The organism is Arthrobacter subterraneus (assembly GCF_900099735.1).
GTDB classification, from domain to species: Bacteria; Actinomycetota; Actinomycetes; order Actinomycetales; family Micrococcaceae; genus Arthrobacter_D; species Arthrobacter_D subterraneus.
In genome coordinates this window covers 559956-576025 of sequence record NZ_FNDT01000001.1, presented here as the reverse complement: position 1 = coordinate 576025, position 16070 = coordinate 559956, and the positions used below count along the sequence as shown (strand labels likewise).

General features: G+C 67.1%; 14 protein-coding genes and 1 tRNA gene. 3 read left to right on the top strand and 12 right to left on the bottom strand.

The features are described from left to right. Nucleotides 1–621, bottom strand: a complete 621-nt coding sequence (locus BLS52_RS02670) for a septum formation family protein (protein WP_175460068.1) — start codon at nucleotides 619–621, stop codon at nucleotides 1–3. Nucleotides 622–945: 324 nt separating this feature from the next. After that, on the bottom strand, nucleotides 946–1539 hold the full coding sequence (locus tag BLS52_RS02665; RefSeq protein ID WP_090584381.1) for a hypothetical protein: 594 nt from the start codon (nucleotides 1537–1539) through the stop codon (nucleotides 946–948). Between the two features lie 275 nt (nucleotides 1540–1814). Here BLS52_RS02665 and BLS52_RS02660 point away from each other — a divergent pair, with 275 nt between their 5' ends. Then, on the top strand, nucleotides 1815–2042 hold the full coding sequence (locus BLS52_RS02660) for a DUF3073 domain-containing protein (RefSeq protein ID WP_026544214.1): 228 nt from the start codon (nucleotides 1815–1817) through the stop codon (nucleotides 2040–2042). Between the two features lie 119 nt (nucleotides 2043–2161). Here the strand turns inward: BLS52_RS02660 and purM are convergent, their stop codons facing one another. The 7 genes from purM to BLS52_RS02625 all read right to left on the bottom strand — a co-directional run bounded on the left by purM (nucleotide 2162) and on the right by BLS52_RS02625 (nucleotide 9752). Further along, nucleotides 2162–3289, bottom strand: a complete 1128-nt coding sequence (gene purM, locus BLS52_RS02655) for a phosphoribosylformylglycinamidine cyclo-ligase (protein ID WP_026544215.1) — start codon at nucleotides 3287–3289, stop codon at nucleotides 2162–2164. After that, nucleotides 3286–4845 (bottom strand): amidophosphoribosyltransferase, encoded by a 1560-nt coding sequence (gene purF, locus BLS52_RS02650; protein WP_026544216.1) that lies wholly within the window; start codon nucleotides 4843–4845, stop codon nucleotides 3286–3288. Before purF ends, purM begins: the two co-directional genes overlap by 4 nt. A 123-nt stretch (nucleotides 4846–4968) precedes the next feature. Then, entirely contained in the window at nucleotides 4969–5262 is a 294-nt protein-coding gene (locus BLS52_RS02645; RefSeq protein ID WP_090584380.1) for a hypothetical protein, read from the bottom strand. A gap of 19 nt (nucleotides 5263–5281) precedes the next feature. Further along, a complete protein-coding gene (locus tag BLS52_RS02640) occupies nucleotides 5282–6727 on the bottom strand; it encodes a DUF2079 domain-containing protein (RefSeq protein ID WP_090584379.1) in 1446 nt (481 codons plus the stop codon). Then, nucleotides 6724–7107 carry a sterol carrier family protein gene (locus BLS52_RS02635; protein ID WP_026544219.1) on the bottom strand — a complete coding sequence of 128 codons (384 nt, stop codon included), beginning with the start codon at nucleotides 7105–7107 and terminating at the stop codon, nucleotides 6724–6726. Before BLS52_RS02635 ends, BLS52_RS02640 begins: the two co-directional genes overlap by 4 nt. Before the next feature lie 2 nt (nucleotides 7108–7109). Then, nucleotides 7110–8114 (bottom strand): asparaginase, encoded by a 1005-nt coding sequence (locus BLS52_RS02630; RefSeq protein ID WP_090584378.1) that lies wholly within the window; start codon nucleotides 8112–8114, stop codon nucleotides 7110–7112. 30 nt (nucleotides 8115–8144) lie between these two features. After that, complete coding sequence (locus BLS52_RS02625; RefSeq protein WP_090584377.1) at nucleotides 8145–9752, bottom strand: molybdopterin-dependent oxidoreductase; 1608 nt, start codon at nucleotides 9750–9752, stop codon at nucleotides 8145–8147. A 151-nt stretch (nucleotides 9753–9903) separates the two neighbouring features. On the opposite strand from BLS52_RS02625, the gene purD reads away from it, so the two are divergent. Both purD and BLS52_RS02615 read left to right on the top strand, forming a co-directional pair. After that, entirely contained in the window at nucleotides 9904–11193 is a 1290-nt protein-coding gene (gene purD, locus BLS52_RS02620; protein WP_090584376.1) for a phosphoribosylamine--glycine ligase, read from the top strand. Nucleotides 11194–11195: 2 nt separating this feature from the next. Continuing rightward, entirely contained in the window at nucleotides 11196–12062 is an 867-nt protein-coding gene (locus tag BLS52_RS02615; protein ID WP_090584375.1) for a phosphoribosylaminoimidazolesuccinocarboxamide synthase, read from the top strand. Between the two features lie 103 nt (nucleotides 12063–12165). Here BLS52_RS02615 and BLS52_RS02610 read toward each other — a convergent pair. The 3 genes from BLS52_RS02610 to BLS52_RS02600 form a co-directional block, all read right to left on the bottom strand. Further along, a tRNA-Pro gene (locus BLS52_RS02610) sits at nucleotides 12166–12242 on the bottom strand. A gap of 69 nt (nucleotides 12243–12311) precedes the next feature. Continuing rightward, complete coding sequence (locus BLS52_RS02605) at nucleotides 12312–14081, bottom strand: ABC transporter ATP-binding protein (protein ID WP_245702673.1); 1770 nt, start codon at nucleotides 14079–14081, stop codon at nucleotides 12312–12314. 89 nt (nucleotides 14082–14170) lie between these two features. Beyond that, nucleotides 14171–15997 (bottom strand): ABC transporter ATP-binding protein, encoded by a 1827-nt coding sequence (locus BLS52_RS02600; RefSeq protein WP_090584373.1) that lies wholly within the window; start codon nucleotides 15995–15997, stop codon nucleotides 14171–14173. Nucleotides 15998–16070 lie beyond the last annotated feature (73 nt).

Here is a 16070-nt window from a genome sequence, read left to right as displayed (position 1 = left end):
TTACTCAGCCAGGAGGGTGTCCGTGATGACGTTGCCTTCGTCGGATACCACGAAGCAGTCGATGCGCCGGTCGCCCTCCGCCCAGGTTCCGGAGGTAGGCGTGACCTGTGTCAGCGTCAATCCGGAGTAGCCGGCAGCCGCATCCTCGTCGATCGGCACTGAATTGCACAGCTCGTCGCCGCTGGCGTTGAGTGCGGCTTCGCCGGGGAAGTCGGCGTCCTCGGGCAGGCTTGTGGTCGCCAGCAGCTGGGCGTTGTGCGGTGTGGTGCAGGTGACGGTCGTGACGTCCGCGCTGACGTTGGCCGCATCGAAGCCGAGGATGCAGGCACCGGCCTCCAATTCCAGCGGCGAGATGTTCTCGGCGATGATTCCGTCGGCACCGGGCGTGCTGCCGGGGGTTGCCCCCCTACCGGTGTCGTCCCCACGCAGTGCGTTGACAATGCTCACGATGGCGAAAATCAGCAGCGCAAGCAGCAGCAGGCCTGCCGCGCCGAGGATGAGCAGCTTTTTGCGGTTCGAGCCGGATACGGACCGGTCAGCTGCCCGTGCACGAATCCGGGTGGGCGACGCCTGCTCCGTGCCGGCCGGCGGAAGGCCATAGGGCCCGCCGACCGGTGGCACAGGACTGCCGGGAGTCTGCGGCCCCTGGACGGGGAACGGCTGCGCCCAGGGTGTTTCGGGTGCCGCGTCAGGAGCTGCCGGGGGTGTTTCAGGCGCCGCGTCAGCGGTTTCAGTGGCCTTGCGGGCTGCGGCGGAAGCTTCGGCGCCTTTCGCTGCTGACTCTGGGGCTGCGGCAGGCTCGGCGGGGAGACCGGCCGGCAGGTCCGCGGGGTCGGCTGCCGGCTCACGGGTGCTCTCAGCGACAACCGGCAGGCCGGTTGCCGCAGAATGCCGGCCGGCGTCGAACAGGGCATCCCAGCGGGACTGGTCCTGTTCCTGTCCCGTTCACGCTGGTTCACTGCCGGACGCCGCGAGGCTGGCCAGTCCAGGAGGGGTGTCGCTCTGCCCGCCGTCGTTCTCCTTCGGGGCCGGTGCCTCGGGCGCGCCAGCCGGGTCCGGCGCCTCAACCGAATCGTGCGAATCGACCCGACCAGCCGGGCCGGCTACTTCCGTCTCATCCGCTGCTTCAACCGGGCCGGGCAAGTCCGCCTCGTCCTGCTGCTCCGCCACATCACCCGCAGTCCCTCCGGCCGGAGCCGTGCCGGCGGGTGCGGCGGCCTCCGCGGGGTCATCCCCCGTTCGCGCGCCGGTGGCAAGCGTGCCTGCCTCTTCGGCTTCCCGGGCGACCGACCGGGCTTCTGCCGCCACCTCGTCCAGCGACGTGGCCTGCGCTGAGTTCTCGCTGATCTCGGCGGCGCCAAGCGTCGGCTCGTCCAGGCGCAGTTGGTCGGCGGGAGTGCTCAGTTCCGGCTCGACAGCCTCGGGGGAAACATCGGGTTCCGGGAGATGAACGTCGTCGGCGCTGAGGAGCGGTTCCGACGTGGACGGTTCACCCGGCGCGGCATCGCCGTCCTCCGGCTTGTCCGGCTGATCGCTCATAGTGAACTGCCCCCTCGTGGCCTGCCGGGTGACGGGCCGGCTTTTTCTCCCAAATTACCCCTCGACTCTAGTCAACAATGGGGCCTTCCCGCATGATGGGTGAATTGTCTGTCACGTGTTGCCGGATCGCGCCGGTCCGCTCCGCACGACGGACCGGTTAAACCATGTAATCTATAGGTACGACACATTGACCGGATACTCCGGGGCCTCGCTGCGCCTTTAACTCTGAAGGCTCCGCGACCACCTCCGGATCGACGCAAAAAGGGGGTCACGCCATGGGGCGCGGCCGTCAGAAGGCGAAAGCCACCAAGCAGGCACGGGACATGAAGTACTTCAGCCCGTCCACAGACTACTCGGCGCTCCAGCGTGAGCTCACGGGCCCCGGTAGTCGCGCCTCCCGCCATGATGATCCGGTAGAGCCGGATTATTCGGCGTATGAGGACAAGTACGCGGACCAGTTTGATGATGAAGAGGACGACGGCGGCACCCGCCGCATCGGCTGAGTCCCCTTCCCTGTGAGCTGAAGGCTCGCACCATACTTTGAGAACCAGCGGCCCGGACAGAATCTGTCAGGCCGCTGGTTCTTGTTGTGTCGGGGAAGTCCGGGGCGTACCGGACCAGGTCAGGACGCGTATGCGCCGACGAGCCGAACCGCACCGCCGTCAACGCCCTTGGCGCCCTGTACGTAATCCGGGCCGTCGGTGTCTTCGCCGGAAGCCTGTCCTACCTGGCCCATAACCCACGCAGGGACGCCGCGCTCGTTCAGGCGGGCAACGGCGTCGTCGGCTCCTGCGGCGGAAACCACCGCGACCATCCCGACACCGAGATTGAGCGTGCGCTCAAGGTCCGGCAGCGGCACGCTGCCCAGCTCGGAAACCAGGCTGAAGATCGGGGGGAGTGACCACGTTGAGCGGTCCACGGTTGCTTCGAGTCCGCGGGGCAGCACCCGGGCGAGGTTCGCAGCGAGACCGCCGCCGGTGACGTGGCTGAAACCATGGACGGCGCCGTCGGAATCGAGAGGGAAGTGCCGGGCAAGGTCAAGGCAATCGGAGGCGTAGACGCGGGTGGGCTCCAGGAGTTCCTCACCCAGGGTGCGTCCCAGCTCCGACACCTGCCGGTCCAGTGCCCAACCGGCCTGGTTGATCACCCGGCGGACCAGGGAATAGCCGTTGGAGTGCAGCCCGGAGGAAGCCATGCCGATGATCACGTCGCCTTCCCGGACGCGGTCGGGGCCCAGCAGTGCGTCGGCTTCCACCACTCCGGTAGCTGCGCCGGCGACGTCGTACTCGTGTTCGCCGAGGAGGCCCGGATGCTCGGCCGTTTCGCCGCCCACCAGGGCTGTGCCCGCTACCGAGCAGGCTGCTGCGATGCCCCGGACAATCCCGGCGATCCGCTCCGGTACCACTTTGCCGCAGGCGATGTAGTCGGTCATGTACAGCGGTTCCGCGCCGACCACCACAATGTCATCCACCACCATGCCCACGAGGTCGAAGCCGATGGTGTCATGGATGTCCATCGCCTGGGCGATGGCCACCTTGGTGCCCACGCCGTCGGTGGAGGTGGCGAGCAGCGGCCGTCGGTAGGTGAGCAGCCGCGACACGTCGTAGAGACCTGCGAAACCGCCGACGCCGCCCACCACGCTGGACGTGTGGGTGGCCTTGACGGCGTCCTTCATGAGCTCCACCGCCCGGTCGCCGGCTTCGACGTCCACTCCGGCGCTTGCATAGGTGATGGGGTCGGAAGAGGTCATACCCGCTCTTTCTTGTCTACGTCGGTCAGGAGGGTCTCGAGCTCGTTGCCGGGACCCGGATCGCACCCGTTGGCCCCGGATTTCTCGGCGGGATCAACCCGCTCGAGGAGGTTTTTGCCGCGGCGGTCTTCCTCGGGCAACTGGATGGGGTAGTCGCCGGTGAAGCAGGCCGTGCACAGCTTCTCGCGTGGTTGCCGGGTGGCGTTGATCATTCCGTCTTCGGAGATATAGGCCAGGCTGTCCGCTCCGATGGACTTGCTGATCTCATCAACGGCGGCGCCGTTGGCGATCAGCTCGGCACGGGAGGCGAAGTCGATGCCGTAGAAGCAGGGCCACCGCACCGGCGGGGAGGAGATCTTCACGTGCACTTCCGCGGCACCGGCCTCGCGCAGCATGCGCACCACGGCGCGCTGGGTGTTGCCGCGGACAATCGAATCGTCGACGACGACAATCCGCTTGCCGCGGATCACCGACTCCAGCGCGTTGAGCTTCAGCCGGATGCCGAGCTGGCGCAGCGTCTGGCTGGGCTGGATGAAGGTGCGCCCTACGTAGGCGTTCTTGACGAAGCCGTGGGCAAAGGGAATTCCGGACTCTTCCGCGAAACCGACAGCGGCAGGGGTGCCTGACTCGGGAACGGGAATGACGACGTCGGCCTCTGCCTGGTTTTCCCGGGCCAGCTGGCGGCCCATCTCCACCCGTGAGTCGTACACCGAGCGGCCTGAGATGGCGGCGTCGGGACGGGCGAGGTACACGTACTCGAAGACGCAGCCGGCGCGCGTGGTCGGCGCGAAGCGGCGGGAGCGGACACCGCCCTCGTCGATGGCGATGAACTCGCCCGGTTCGATTTCCCGGATGAAGCTGGCGCCGACCGTGGCGAGTGCAGCCTGCTCGGATGCGACAACCCAGCCGCGCTCCAGCCGGCCGAGCACCAGCGGGCGGACGCCGTGCGGATCCCGTGCCGCGTACAGCGTGCCCTCATCCATGAACACGAAACAGAATGCGCCCTCGATGGTGGGCAGGAGCTCCAGTGCAGTGTCTTCAAGCGAGCGGCCGTCGTCGCCGTCGAGCAGGGTGGTGACCAGCGCGGTGTCCGAGGTGTTGCCCTGCGCCATCTCGCCGGAGCGGGGCTTGCCGTGGCGTTTGAGGACCATCTGGTACAGCTCGGCGGAGTTGGTGAGGTTGCCGTTATGGGCAAGGGCCACGGTTCCGGCGGCGGTGGCGCCGAGCGTGGGCTGCGCGTTGGCCCAGTTCGAGGACCCGGTGGTGGAGTAACGGCAATGACCCACGGAGATGTGGCCGGTGAGCGTGTTCAGCGTGGCTTCGTCGAAAACCTGGGAGACCAGGCCCATGTCCTTGTAGACGTTGATGCGGGTGCCGTCGCTCGTGGCTATGCCCGCGGACTCCTGGCCACGGTGTTGCAGCGCATACAGGCCGTAATACGTGAGTTTGGCGACTTCCTCGCCGGGGGCCCAGACGCCGAAGACGCCACAGGCATCCTGGGGGCCTTTTTCGCCGGGAAGTAGATCGTGGGAAAGCTGTCCGTCACCGCGCACCATTGCTACATTCTCTCACGGCGTACCGGGGGTCTCTTCCTGATGCGCTATGTTGCGAACTTTCGTGTAGCTCTGGTGGGTTGCGCACGGTCGAAGCCGCCAAAGGTACGCAAAAGTTCCGGAGGGTCAGGCGTCGTCGTCGTCGGTGCGCTCCGCCGTCGCTTCCTTCATGCGGCGGACGCTGATCCAGTCGAGCAGCAGCACCACCAGCCCGCCCAGCAGCAGCCCGGGCAGCGCGAGGACCACCGTGAAGAACCCCAGCACGGACTCGCGGGTCAGGGTCGGGTCAGCCGGCCCGGTGTAGGCGATCACCAGCGCGGCGATAAACCCGATCAGCGCTCCCAGACCCATGAACGGGGCGAACTTCGGTGCCCGCCGGATGGTGACCTGACGGCGCTCGGGAGGTTGCTGCGAACTCATGATTCAAGGCTACCGGGCATCAGCCCGCCCGCCGGACCAGCTGGTAACCGTCCTCATCGGACACCAGCGTGTAGTCCTCGCCCGGCCAGGTCTCTTCGGCATGCTGCTCGGCGCTGGCGGGGCGGACGGGCCCCCAGCTCCAGTCCTCCGCGTCCACCACGAGGTAGTCCGGCGCGGGGTTCTCATTCCCGATCCAGTACACCTCGGTGTCCGGCACCAGGTACGGCATCAGCACTACGCCGGTCTCCACGGTCGAGCCTGCGGGGATCCGGTCCATCATCCGGTGCGCCGCATCCCAGCGCGGCGACTGCTGGAACGTCTCCGGCTTTGACAGCGCCGCGAGAGGCTGGCCCGGCAGAAGCATCAGCGCCACCACGGTGACAACCGGCACGACGGCGGCGCTATAGGACCGCAGCCAGCTGCGGTTGCTGCGGCGGGCCAGCAGGATGGCGTGGATCAACGCACCGAACAGGACGGGCATGAGCACGGCGTTGTAGTGCCAGCCGGGCCCCCAGTAGGACTCGTTCGCTGCCGCGAAGCGCCACAGCAGCGTGGGCAGCATCACCCACGCGAGCGGTGAACGCAGGAACAGGAACCCGCCGGCGAGCAGCAGCAGCCAGAGCGTCTCGTATTTCTGTTCGGCGGTCAGCATGGCGAACAGCGTAGGAAGCGGGTCCGCCAGGAGAGCGTCTATGTCGATACGGTCGGAATAGTCGTAGGTGCCTCCGCTGTTCAGCGCCGGCAGGATGACGCCGACGGACAGCGCCACCCAGGCGAGCCCCCACAGAGCCAGTCCCAGGCCGGCCAGGTAACGGCTCCGGAAGCGCCAGGCCAGCACCAGCCCGAACGCGAACACGGTGAGCCCCATGTCCTCCTTCACGAACACCAGGAGCCCACTGACGACGACGGCGGTGCGCAGCCTGCCTTCGATGTACGCCTCCATTGCCAGCGCCAGCAGAGGCAGCGCGAGCGCCACTTCGTGGAACTGCACCGCAACCGCGGACTGGATGCCCCAGGAGAGGGCGTAGGCGCCCCCGAGGAACAGCCCGGGCATCCGGCCGACGTGCCTCACGGCAAGCCGGGTGAGCACTAGGGCCGACCAGCCCACCAGCAGGTTCTGCACCACCAGGAGCGTGAGCGCGGACGGGAAGAATGCATAGGCGGGCCCGAGGAGGACTAGCAGCGGGTGGAAATGGTCGCCGAGGAGATTGAACCCGTGACCCTTGATCGGAACGATCGGCGCATCCAGGCCGGCGTATGCCTTTGCGAGCTGGGTGAAGATGCCGAGGTCCCAGGACGGGATGTCGAACCTGTGCCACTGGGTGATCGAGAAGACCGTGTACAGCGCGGCGGCGGCGGCCGCCACCGCCCAGGCTTCCACCGGCTGGCGGCGCAGGGCGCTGCCGGCGCCGCGTAGTCCGCGGACCAGGAAGGTTTGCCTGCTGCCATCACGCTCGAGGATCATGCCGGGCCCGGTGGCTGCGGCGCCTGGGGGAAGAGCGGCAGCAGCGCGGACAGGTCCGCGCGCTGGCCGGAGGCGGAGACGGCACCCGATGCCACTGCCTGGGCCCAGTCCACCTCCCCGATGATCAGGGCAAGCCAGGTGTCGGCGCTGGTTTCAATGACGTTCGGCGGGGTGCCGCGGGTATGGCGCGGGCCCTCCACGCACTGGGTGACCCCCAGCGGCGGGACGCGCACCTCCACGGTGTTGCCGGGTGCGCGGGCGGCGAGCTCCTCCAGGGAGTAGCGCACCGCCGTCGCGCGTTCGGTGCGGTCTGTGCTGCCGGCGACCACCGCGCGGACCGCAGCGCTGCCCGCGGCCGCAGGGATACGCCGTCGTGCCATGGTCAGTCCAGCAGCGCCATGACCGGAGCGGCGAGACGCAGCCTGCCGACGGGAACACCGCCGCCCAGCACGGGCTGCACAACCTTCTCCAGCACGGGTGCCACGTCCTCGGCGTCGAGGGCGCCGGAGGCGGCAAGGAGGGTCAGGCCCACCAGGGTGGTGGCGCGGATGTTTCCGTCCAGGATCTTGAGCGCCATCGAGACGCCGGTGGGAGCGGCCATCACGAGGACGCCCTCGGCGCCGTTCTTGGCCAGGATCCCGAGGTCTTCCATGACCACGGAGTTCTCGCGGCCGTGGCCGTGGACCGCCCACGGGTAGTCGAGCATGGCCGTGGCGATGGTGGCTGCGCGGGCATCGGCGTTCTTGTCACCCGGTGCCTTGGCGATCTTGCCGATGCCGCGGGCCAGCCCGGTGAGGGAGACTGCGCCGAGCGGGGCGCCGCAGCCGTCCACCGCCCAGTGCTCCACCGTCTCTTCGGTGTATTCCTCGATGACGGCGGCGATGCGCTGCTGCAGCGGGTGGGCCCGGTCGAGGTACGTCTTGTGGTCCCACGAATTCTCGGTGCAGGCCCAGAGGAAGGCGGCGTGCTTACCGGAGCAGTTGAACGCCACCCGCCGGCGCCCCTTGTCGGTGCGGATGAGCCAGTTGCGGGCTTCCTCGTCCTGCGGCCAGTCGGCGGGGCACTGCAGGTCATCCTCCGTGACGCCCGCCGCGCTCAGCATGGACTTCACCACATCCATGTGCTCGTGGCTGCCCACATGGCTCGCCGCCGCGAGGGCTACCTGCGCGCCCCGCAGCGGGACTCCGGCCTGCATGGCGGCAAGGGCCTGGAACGGTTTCAGGGTGGAGCGCGGGAAGATGGGCGCATTCACGTCGCCGAGTTCCGTGACCGTGGAGCCGTCAGCCGCGAGCACCACGGCGGAGCCGATGTGGCGGGACTCGATGAAGCCGTTACGCTCCAGGACCGCGAGGTCAACCGCGCTGGACGAGGGGAAAATGGAGGGCATGCTTCAAGTATTGCGCATCCGGCTGAAGTGCTACTCCGCGGAGAACTGGACGGTGTGCCAGCCGGACGCGCCGTCGGGGACGCTGTCGGCGCGCTCCTCGGTCTGGACGCCGTCCGGGTCATAGGCCCGGGAACGGATCCGGTGGGATCCCGGCTCCAGCTGCACTTCATGCGTCCACTGCCGCCAGGTGTCCACGGTGTATTCGGCGGCGAGGGTGGCTTCCTCCCAGGGTCCGTCGTCGACCTGCACCTCCACCCTGTCGATGCCGCGGGTCTGGGCCCATGCAGTACCGCCCACCCGGACGGTCCCGGGGGCTACCTTGGCGAAGGCCCGGGGAACCTCGACGCGTGACTGCGTCTTGATGGGGCCCTCTTCCGCCCAGCCGCGGTCTGTCCAGTAGGCGGTGGCGTCCGCGAACCGGGTCACTTCGAGATCGACCACCCACTTGGTTGCCGAGACGTAGCCGTACAGCCCCGGGACCACCATGCGCACCGGGTAGCCGTGTTCCAGCGGAAGCGGTTCATCATTCATGGCGACGGCGAGGATAGCATCGCGCTCGTCCTGCAGGATGGGCAGGGGAGTGGAGGCGCTGAAGCCGTCGGTGCTCGTGGAGAGCACCATGTCCGCACCAGCGGTGGGCCGGGCGCGCTTGAGCAGCTCGCGGATGGGATAGCCGAGCCACTTCGCGTTGCCCGCGAGGTCCCCGCCCACCGGGTTGGACACACAGGTGAGCGTGATGTGCCGCTCGATCAGATCGGACTCCAGCAGCTCCTGGAAGGTAACCCGGACCTCCTCCTCGACCATCCCGTGGATCCGCAGTTCCCAGGTGTCCACGTCGATGGTGGGGACCTGCAGGGCGGTGTCGATACGGTAGAAATCCTTGTTCGGGGTGACCCACGGCTCAACGCCGTCGAGGTCCACGTCCACACCGTCCGGGACCGGCATCGCGGTGCTGGCCGGCGCCGGGAACTTCAGCCGCTCCCGGGTGACATTCACGGTGTTGCGGATACCGCTGACCACGGCCCCACCCGCCGCGGTTGCAGCGGCGACGACGGCGGTCACCCCCGCCGCAGCGAAGAACCCGCGCCTGCTGACCCCGGTACGTGCGCGCTCGGGTGGGTTGTCAGCGGTGCTGAAGGCGCCGTCGTCGTCGGCTGCTTCGGCAGCAGTGGGCCGGGCAGCGCGGAGCTTCTGGATCATCCACCGGAGCGCGGCCAGTCCGGCCAGCGTTCCGATGACTGACGGCACCGCGTCAAGGACTGTTGCGCCGGCACGGGAGACGACGGCGGCAACCATGACCGCCCCCATGTAGAGGACCCCCGCCACCCCAAGGACCCAGCGACGCCAGGCGACCAACCCCAGGAGGGCGGCCAGGAAGACGATCGTGACAGCCATGCCGACAAAGAGGGCGAGTTTGTCATTGGTCCCGAAGGTGTCGATCGCGAAGTCCTTCAACCATGACGGCGTGAAGTCGATGAAGGTCGATCCCAGCGCAATGAGGGGTGCTGACCGCGTCGAGAAAAACGCACCGACCAGCTCGGCCACGCCGAGGACCAGGCCCGCCGCGAGGATTCCGGCGAGCATCGGGAGTGCACGCAGCGACGGGGCGCTGCGGCGGGAGGTGCGGACGGCTTTCATACCAAGTGTTCGGAGAGGGCGGCTTCACGTATTGGTGTTGCAGTTTTTGTCGCCGTTCTGCTGTTATCCAGGCGTCTTGGCAGCAGAACCGCGACAAAAACTTCCGTAGTCATTACTTTGGCACAGGAGTCAGCCAGTACCCTGAACTACTGTGAAGGTTCTTGTGATTGGCCCCGGAGGCCGCGAACACGCCATTGTCCGAGCTCTCCTCGCCGATCCCTTTGTGAGCGAGGTGCATGCAGCACCGGGAAACGCCGGAATGGCCCAGGACGTCCCGGCGCACAGCATCGATGCGAACAACCCGGCAGCCGTCACGGAGCTGGCCGTCTCGCTAGGCTCCGACCTGGTGGTGGTGGGTCCGGAAGCTCCATTGGCTGCGGGTGTTGCGGACGCATTGATCGAGGCGGGGATCCCCGTTTTCGGTCCCACGAAGGCGGCTGCTCAGCTCGAGGCGTCGAAGGCGTTCGCGAAGCAGGTCATGGCTGCCGCCGGGGTTCCCACGGCGATGGCGAAGGTCGCCTCCACAGCGGCCGAAGCCGAAGAGGCACTGGATTCCTTCGGTGCACCCTACGTCGTCAAGGATGACGGGCTCGCGGCGGGCAAGGGAGTGGTGGTGACCTCCGACCGCACCGCAGCCCTGAACCATGCGCAGGCGTGCTTCGACGCCGGCGGCACCGTGGTCATCGAGGAGTACCTTGACGGCCCGGAGGTCTCGCTCTTTGTCCTCTCGGACGGCTCCACCGTAGTGCCGCTCGCCCCGGCCCAGGATTTCAAGCGCATCTTCGACAATGACGAGGGCCCCAACACCGGCGGCATGGGCGCCTATTCACCCCTGGAATGGGTTCCCGCCGGTCTGGTGGATGAGGTTCTTGAGCGCGTGGCGCAGCCCACCATTGACGAGATGGCGCGCCGCGGCACGCCGTTCACCGGCGTTCTCTACTGCGGGCTGGCCCTGACCTCCCGTGGGCTGCGGGTTATCGAGTTCAACGCACGCTTCGGTGATCCGGAGACCCAGGCGGTCCTCGCCCGGCTCAGGACCCCGCTGGGCGGGGTTCTCCTCGCTGCCGCGAAGGGCGAACTGGAGACCGTCGACAACCTGCACTGGTCCTCCGAAGCTGCTGTCGCCGTCGTGCTTGCTTCCGCGAATTACCCGGACGCACCGCGCACCGGCGATCCGATCTCCGGGCTGGAGGATGCCGCCGCCCTCGAGGGGGTATCCGTACTCCATGCCGGCACCGCGCTTGCCGGGGACGGCGCAGTGGTGTCGTCCGGCGGGCGGGTGCTCGCCGTCGTCGGGCTCGGTTCCGACCTTGCGGAGGCGCGCGACAGGGCGTACGACGGCGTGAGTCGCCTGACGCTCGAAGGCGGCCAGTACCGCACGGACATCGCTGCGAAGGCCGCGCGCGGTGAAGTGGTTGTTTCGGCGACGGGCGGAGCGTAGGAATGGCACAGGAACTTGCCGGCTGGCAACACATCTACTCGGGCAAGGTCCGGGACCTCTACGAACCAGTGACAGGGGAGGACGACCGCGTACTGGTGGTAGCCAGTGACCGGATCAGCGCCTATGACTTTGTGCTGTCATCCGAGATCCCGGACAAGGGCCGGGTCCTCACCCAGTTGAGCCTGTGGTGGTTCGAGCAGCTCACGGGGATCCCCAACCATGTGTTGTCCACCGATGTTCCGGCCGAGGTGGCCGGTCGCGCCATGATCTGCCAACGGCTGGAGATGTATCCGGTCGAGTGCATCGCCCGCGGGTACCTGACCGGTTCCGGGCTGGCCGAATACAACGAGTCGCGGACGGTGTGTGAATTGCCGTTGCCGGACGGCCTGGTGGACGGATCGCGGCTGGACAAGCCCCTGTTCACGCCGTCAGCCAAGGCCGAAGTGGGCGAGCATGACGAGAACATCACCTACGACGCCGTGGTCATGATGGTCGGCGATGACCTCGCGGCAAAGCTCCGGTCCCTGACACTCGATATCTACGCCCGGGCGGAGTCCATTGCGCGGGAGCGTGGGATCATCCTCGCGGACACCAAGGTGGAGTTCGGGATGTCCAGCTCCGGCGAGGTAACCCTCGGGGACGAGGTGCTGACGCCGGATTCCTCGAGGTTCTGGGATGCTGAGCTGTACTCTCCGGGCAAGGCGCAGCCCTCCTTCGACAAGCAGTTTGTCCGGGACTGGCTCACGTCCGACGACGCCGGCTGGGACCGCGTGTCAGCCCCGCCTGCCCTGCCGGCCGAGGTGGTCGAGAAAACCCGCGCCCGGTACATCGAGGCCTACGAGCGGCTGACGGGGCGGACGTTCAGCTGATAAATAGACACCGATTGCCCACTGGGTTGAGCAGCTCAGTGGGCATACACAAAAGCTGCCCACCGAGTAGTGCAACTCGGTGGGCAGCTTTTGTTTTCGTGTGTGGTCGGGGTGACAGGATTTGAACCTGCGGCCTCGTCGTCCCGAACGACGCGCGCTACCAAGCTGCGCCACACCCCGATTGTGCTGTCCCGGGCAAGCCGCGAAAGCAACCTCTCAAGGATAACGGACAAATGTGCCGGTGACGAACTACACCAGTGAGTCCCGCCAGGCAGCGTGGAGTGTCGCGAAACGGCCCGTACCGCTGATCAGGTCGGCGGGCGTGCCGTCCTCCACCACGGCGCCGTCGTGCATCACCAGCACGCGGTCGGCGATCTCCACCGTCGAGAGCCGGTGGGCGATGATGAGCGCAGTCCGGTTGCCCAGCAGTTTCTGCAGTCCCTGCTGGACCAGGCGCTCACTGGGGATGTCCAGTGATGACGTCGCCTCGTCGAGAATCAGTACCGCCGGATCGGCGAGGAAGGCCCGCGCGAAGCTGATCAGCTGCCGCTGGCCGGAAGAAACGCGCCCGCCCCGCTTGTTCACGTCGGTGTCGTAACCTTCCGGCAGCGAGGTGATGAACTCATGCGCACCCACGGCCCGCGCAGCGCCTTCGATCTCCTCACGGCTGGCTTCCGGTTTGCCGAGCGCAATGTTGTCCGCCACGCTCCCGCTGAACAGGAAGGCCTCCTGGGTGACCATGACGACGGCGCGGCGCAGGTCCTGCGGCGCCAGCTGGCGCAGATCCACCCCGTCCAGGGTCACACGGCCTTCCGAGACGTCATAGAACCGCGCGATCACCTTGGCGAGTGTTGACTTTCCCGCACCGGTCTGGCCGACGAGGGCCACGGTCTGACCCGCGGGAAGGGTGAGATCCAGGCGCGGCAGGATGACGGGACCGTCCCCATAGCGGAACTCCACGCCGTCGAACTCGATCCGGCCCTGGGCATTCTTCAGCGGCACCGGGTTCTTCGGCGGACGCACGGTCGGAACTTCCTGCAGCAGTCCGGAGACCTTCTCCAGCGCCGCGGCAGCGGACTGGAACGAGTTGTAGAACATGGCCATCTGGTCCACCGGCTGGAAGAACCGCTTGCTGTAGAGCAGCAGGGCCAGCAGCGCGCCGACCTCGAGGGACCCGCCCAGGACGCGGAACCCGCCGAACAGCAGCACAGCGGCCACGGTTACATTGCCGATCAGCACCAGGCCGGGCTGGAAGACACCGTTCAGGTTGATCGAGCGCACCGTCACCTTGCGGTAATCCTCGGCGAGCTCGTCGTAGCGGTCGGCGTTGACCTTCTCGCGGCGGAACGCCTTGACCGCGCGGATGCCGGTCATGGTCTCAATGAAGTGGACGATCAGCCTGGCCGATACCACCCGCGATGACCGGTATGCGATCTGCGAGTGCTTCTGGTACCAGCGGGCCAGAAACGTCATGGGGATGGCCGCGACGAGGATCAGCAGCCCGGTAGGCCAGTCCAGCACAAAGATGGTGACGGCAGTGAAGATCATGTACATCAGGCCGGATGCCAGTGAACTCACGCCGGAGTCAAGCAGCTCGCGCAGCGCTTCAAGGTCTGAAGTCTGGCGGGAAATGATGCGTCCCGACGTGTACTTCTCGTGGAATTCGAGGCTGAGCCGCTGGGTGTGCCGGAAGACCCGCAGACGGAGATCCAGAAGCATCGCCTGGCTCAACCGGGCGGCGGCGAGAACGTAGCCGGCCGTCAGCGTAGCCGCGAGCACAGCGGCTACGAGGTAGGTGATGCCGGCAGCCCAGAGCAGCGCCGGATCGCCCTGCAGCAGCGAGGGCAGAGCGTGGTCGATCCCGAAGGCAATGATGGCGGGCCCTGCCACCCGGGCAATCTGCGAGAAGACCACCAGGAAGGCCGTCCAGATGAACTGCCTGCGGTTGGGTCGGATCAGCGAACCGAGCAGCCTGAAGGACCGGGACCGCACCGACTTGTTCTGCGCGCGGTCCAGCATCACCTCGTCCTCGTTGGTGACGCCCGAGGAAATGCCCGACGACGACGGCCGGTCGGTCGTCACACGGCTGTTCTCCTTCGGTTCGGTGCTCATGCGCGCGCCTCCTGGTCATTGCGGCCGAGCTCTTCCAGCTCACTGTCCAGGTCGACTGGCTCATCGGACAGGCTGGCGATGACGTAACGGTAATGATCGCTGCGCGCCAGCAGCTCGGTGTGGGTGCCGACGTCGGCGATCCGGCCGTTCTCCATCAGCGCCACCCGGTCCGCCAGTGCAACGGTCGAGGGCCGGTGCGCGACGATCAGGGTGGTGGTGTCCGCCAGGAGCTCACGGAGCCGCTCTTCCACCAGCTCCTCGGTGCGAACGTCGAGTGCGGACAGCGGGTCATCGAGCACGAGCACCTTCGGCTTCGCGGCGATGGCGCGTGCCAGGGCCAGGCGCTGCCGCTGCCCGCCGGAAAGGCTCAGGCCTTCTTCGCCGATCAGGGTGTCAACGCCGTCGGGGAGTGAATACACAAAGTGTGCCTGCGCCACGTCCAGGGCCTCCGCAAGGATTGCCTCGGCGTCGTCGTCGTTCCGGGGATCCGCACCCATCAGGACGTTTTCGCGGACCGAGTTCGAGAACAGCGTGGTGTCCTCGAAGGCCACGGCCACGTGGCGGCGCAGTTCGGAGAGGCTGAACTCGCGCAGGTCGATGCCGTCGATGCGTATGGCGCCCCCGGTGACGTCGTAGAGCCGGGGCACCAACTGCAGCAGCGTGCTCTTGCCGCATCCCGTGATCCCCACCAGTGCCATGGTCTCTCCGGCCCGCAGTGTCAGGTCCACACCGTTGATGACGGATGCGGAGGTATCTACCGCGTCCGGGTAGCGGAAGTGGACGTCGTCGAACGTCACCTCTCCACGCGGGTCGGTGAGGCTCCGGGCTCTTGCCGGATCGGTGATGGTGTTTTCAGACTCCATGACCTCGTAGTGGCGGTCGATCGCCGTTTTGGCGGTGAAGGTCATGGCCAGGAGCGGACCGATGAATTCCACGCGCCCGGCCACCACCCCCGCGGTGGCGAAGAATGCGACGAGGCTGCCGATGGTCACGGCATCGTTTGCCGCAAGCACGATGCCGGTGACCAGCGATGCCCCGAGCGCCAGTTCGGGGAGGAGCGTGACGATCAGGGAGAAGGTGGCAAGGCTCTTCGCCTTGTGAATCTCGGTTTCGCGGAGTTCCTCGGCCTGGTCGCTGAACGCGTCGAGAGCCTCGCGGCTCCGGCCGAACGCCTTCAGGACGCGGATCCCGTGGACGGACTCCTCCACGGTGGTCGCGAGGTCACCCGCCTGGTCCTGGCTCTTGCGGGAGACCCGGCTGTAGGAAGTCCGGAAACGGAAGCCATAAATCATGACCGGGACTGCTGCAGCGAGGAAGATGAGCGCGAGCGGCCAGCTCATGAAGAACATGATGGCCACCCCGGCGGTCACGGTGATCGAGTCGACCACCAGCATGATGGCGCCGAAGGCCATCCAGCGCCGCATGAGGTTCAGGTCGGTCATGGCGCGGGACAACAGCTGGCCGCTGCCCCAGCGGTCGTGGAAGGCTATGGCAAGGTTCTGCAGGTGCCGGTAGAAGGACGTCCGCAGGTTGGTTTCCACGGTGGTGGCTGGATTGATGACGAAGAAGCGGCGCATGGCCACGAAGGCAGCCTCCAGCACACCGAGCATGAGGACAATCCCGGAAGCTATCCACACCGTCGCGGCGGACTGGCCCTCGGCGAGTGCGTCATTGACGAGCACCCGGAACACCTGCGGGATCGCCAGGACCATGATGCTGGCCCCGAGCGCGGCAAACAGCCCCAGTACCAGCCGCGGCAGGATTGGTCGGAGGTGCGGGTAGAGACGCCTGAGGGACTCCCACAGTGTAGATTGCGTCGGCATGCTCTTCTCTCGAAGTTGGAGACGTGAGGGAGCCGAAATTTCGTGTCCCCCAGCAACTATCCTATGTCAGGGA

Coding starts and splice junctions, on each gene's coding strand:
- BLS52_RS02615 (WP_090584375.1), top strand. CDS start 11,196: ATGGCACAGGAACTTGCCGGCTGGCAACACATCTACTCGGGCAAGGTC.
- purM (WP_026544215.1), bottom strand. CDS start 3,289: ATGACCTCTTCCGACCCCATCACCTATGCAAGCGCCGGAGTGGACGTC.
- BLS52_RS02630 (WP_090584378.1), bottom strand. CDS start 8,114: ATGCCCTCCATTTTCCCCTCGTCCAGCGCGGTTGACCTCGCGGTCCTG.
- BLS52_RS02645 (WP_090584380.1), bottom strand. CDS start 5,262: ATGAGTTCGCAGCAACCTCCCGAGCGCCGTCAGGTCACCATCCGGCGG.
- BLS52_RS02625 (WP_090584377.1), bottom strand. CDS start 9,752: ATGAAAGCCGTCCGCACCTCCCGCCGCAGCGCCCCGTCGCTGCGTGCA.
- purF (WP_026544216.1), bottom strand. CDS start 4,845: ATGGTGCGCGGTGACGGACAGCTTTCCCACGATCTACTTCCCGGCGAA.
- BLS52_RS02605 (WP_245702673.1), bottom strand. CDS start 14,081: ATGCTGGACCGCGCGCAGAACAAGTCGGTGCGGTCCCGGTCCTTCAGG.
- BLS52_RS02660 (WP_026544214.1), top strand. CDS start 1,815: ATGGGGCGCGGCCGTCAGAAGGCGAAAGCCACCAAGCAGGCACGGGAC.
- BLS52_RS02640 (WP_090584379.1), bottom strand. CDS start 6,727: ATGATCCTCGAGCGTGATGGCAGCAGGCAAACCTTCCTGGTCCGCGGA.
- BLS52_RS02665 (WP_090584381.1), bottom strand. CDS start 1,539: ATGAGCGATCAGCCGGACAAGCCGGAGGACGGCGATGCCGCGCCGGGT.
- BLS52_RS02600 (WP_090584373.1), bottom strand. CDS start 15,997: ATGCCGACGCAATCTACACTGTGGGAGTCCCTCAGGCGTCTCTACCCG.
- BLS52_RS02635 (WP_026544219.1), bottom strand. CDS start 7,107: ATGGCACGACGGCGTATCCCTGCGGCCGCGGGCAGCGCTGCGGTCCGC.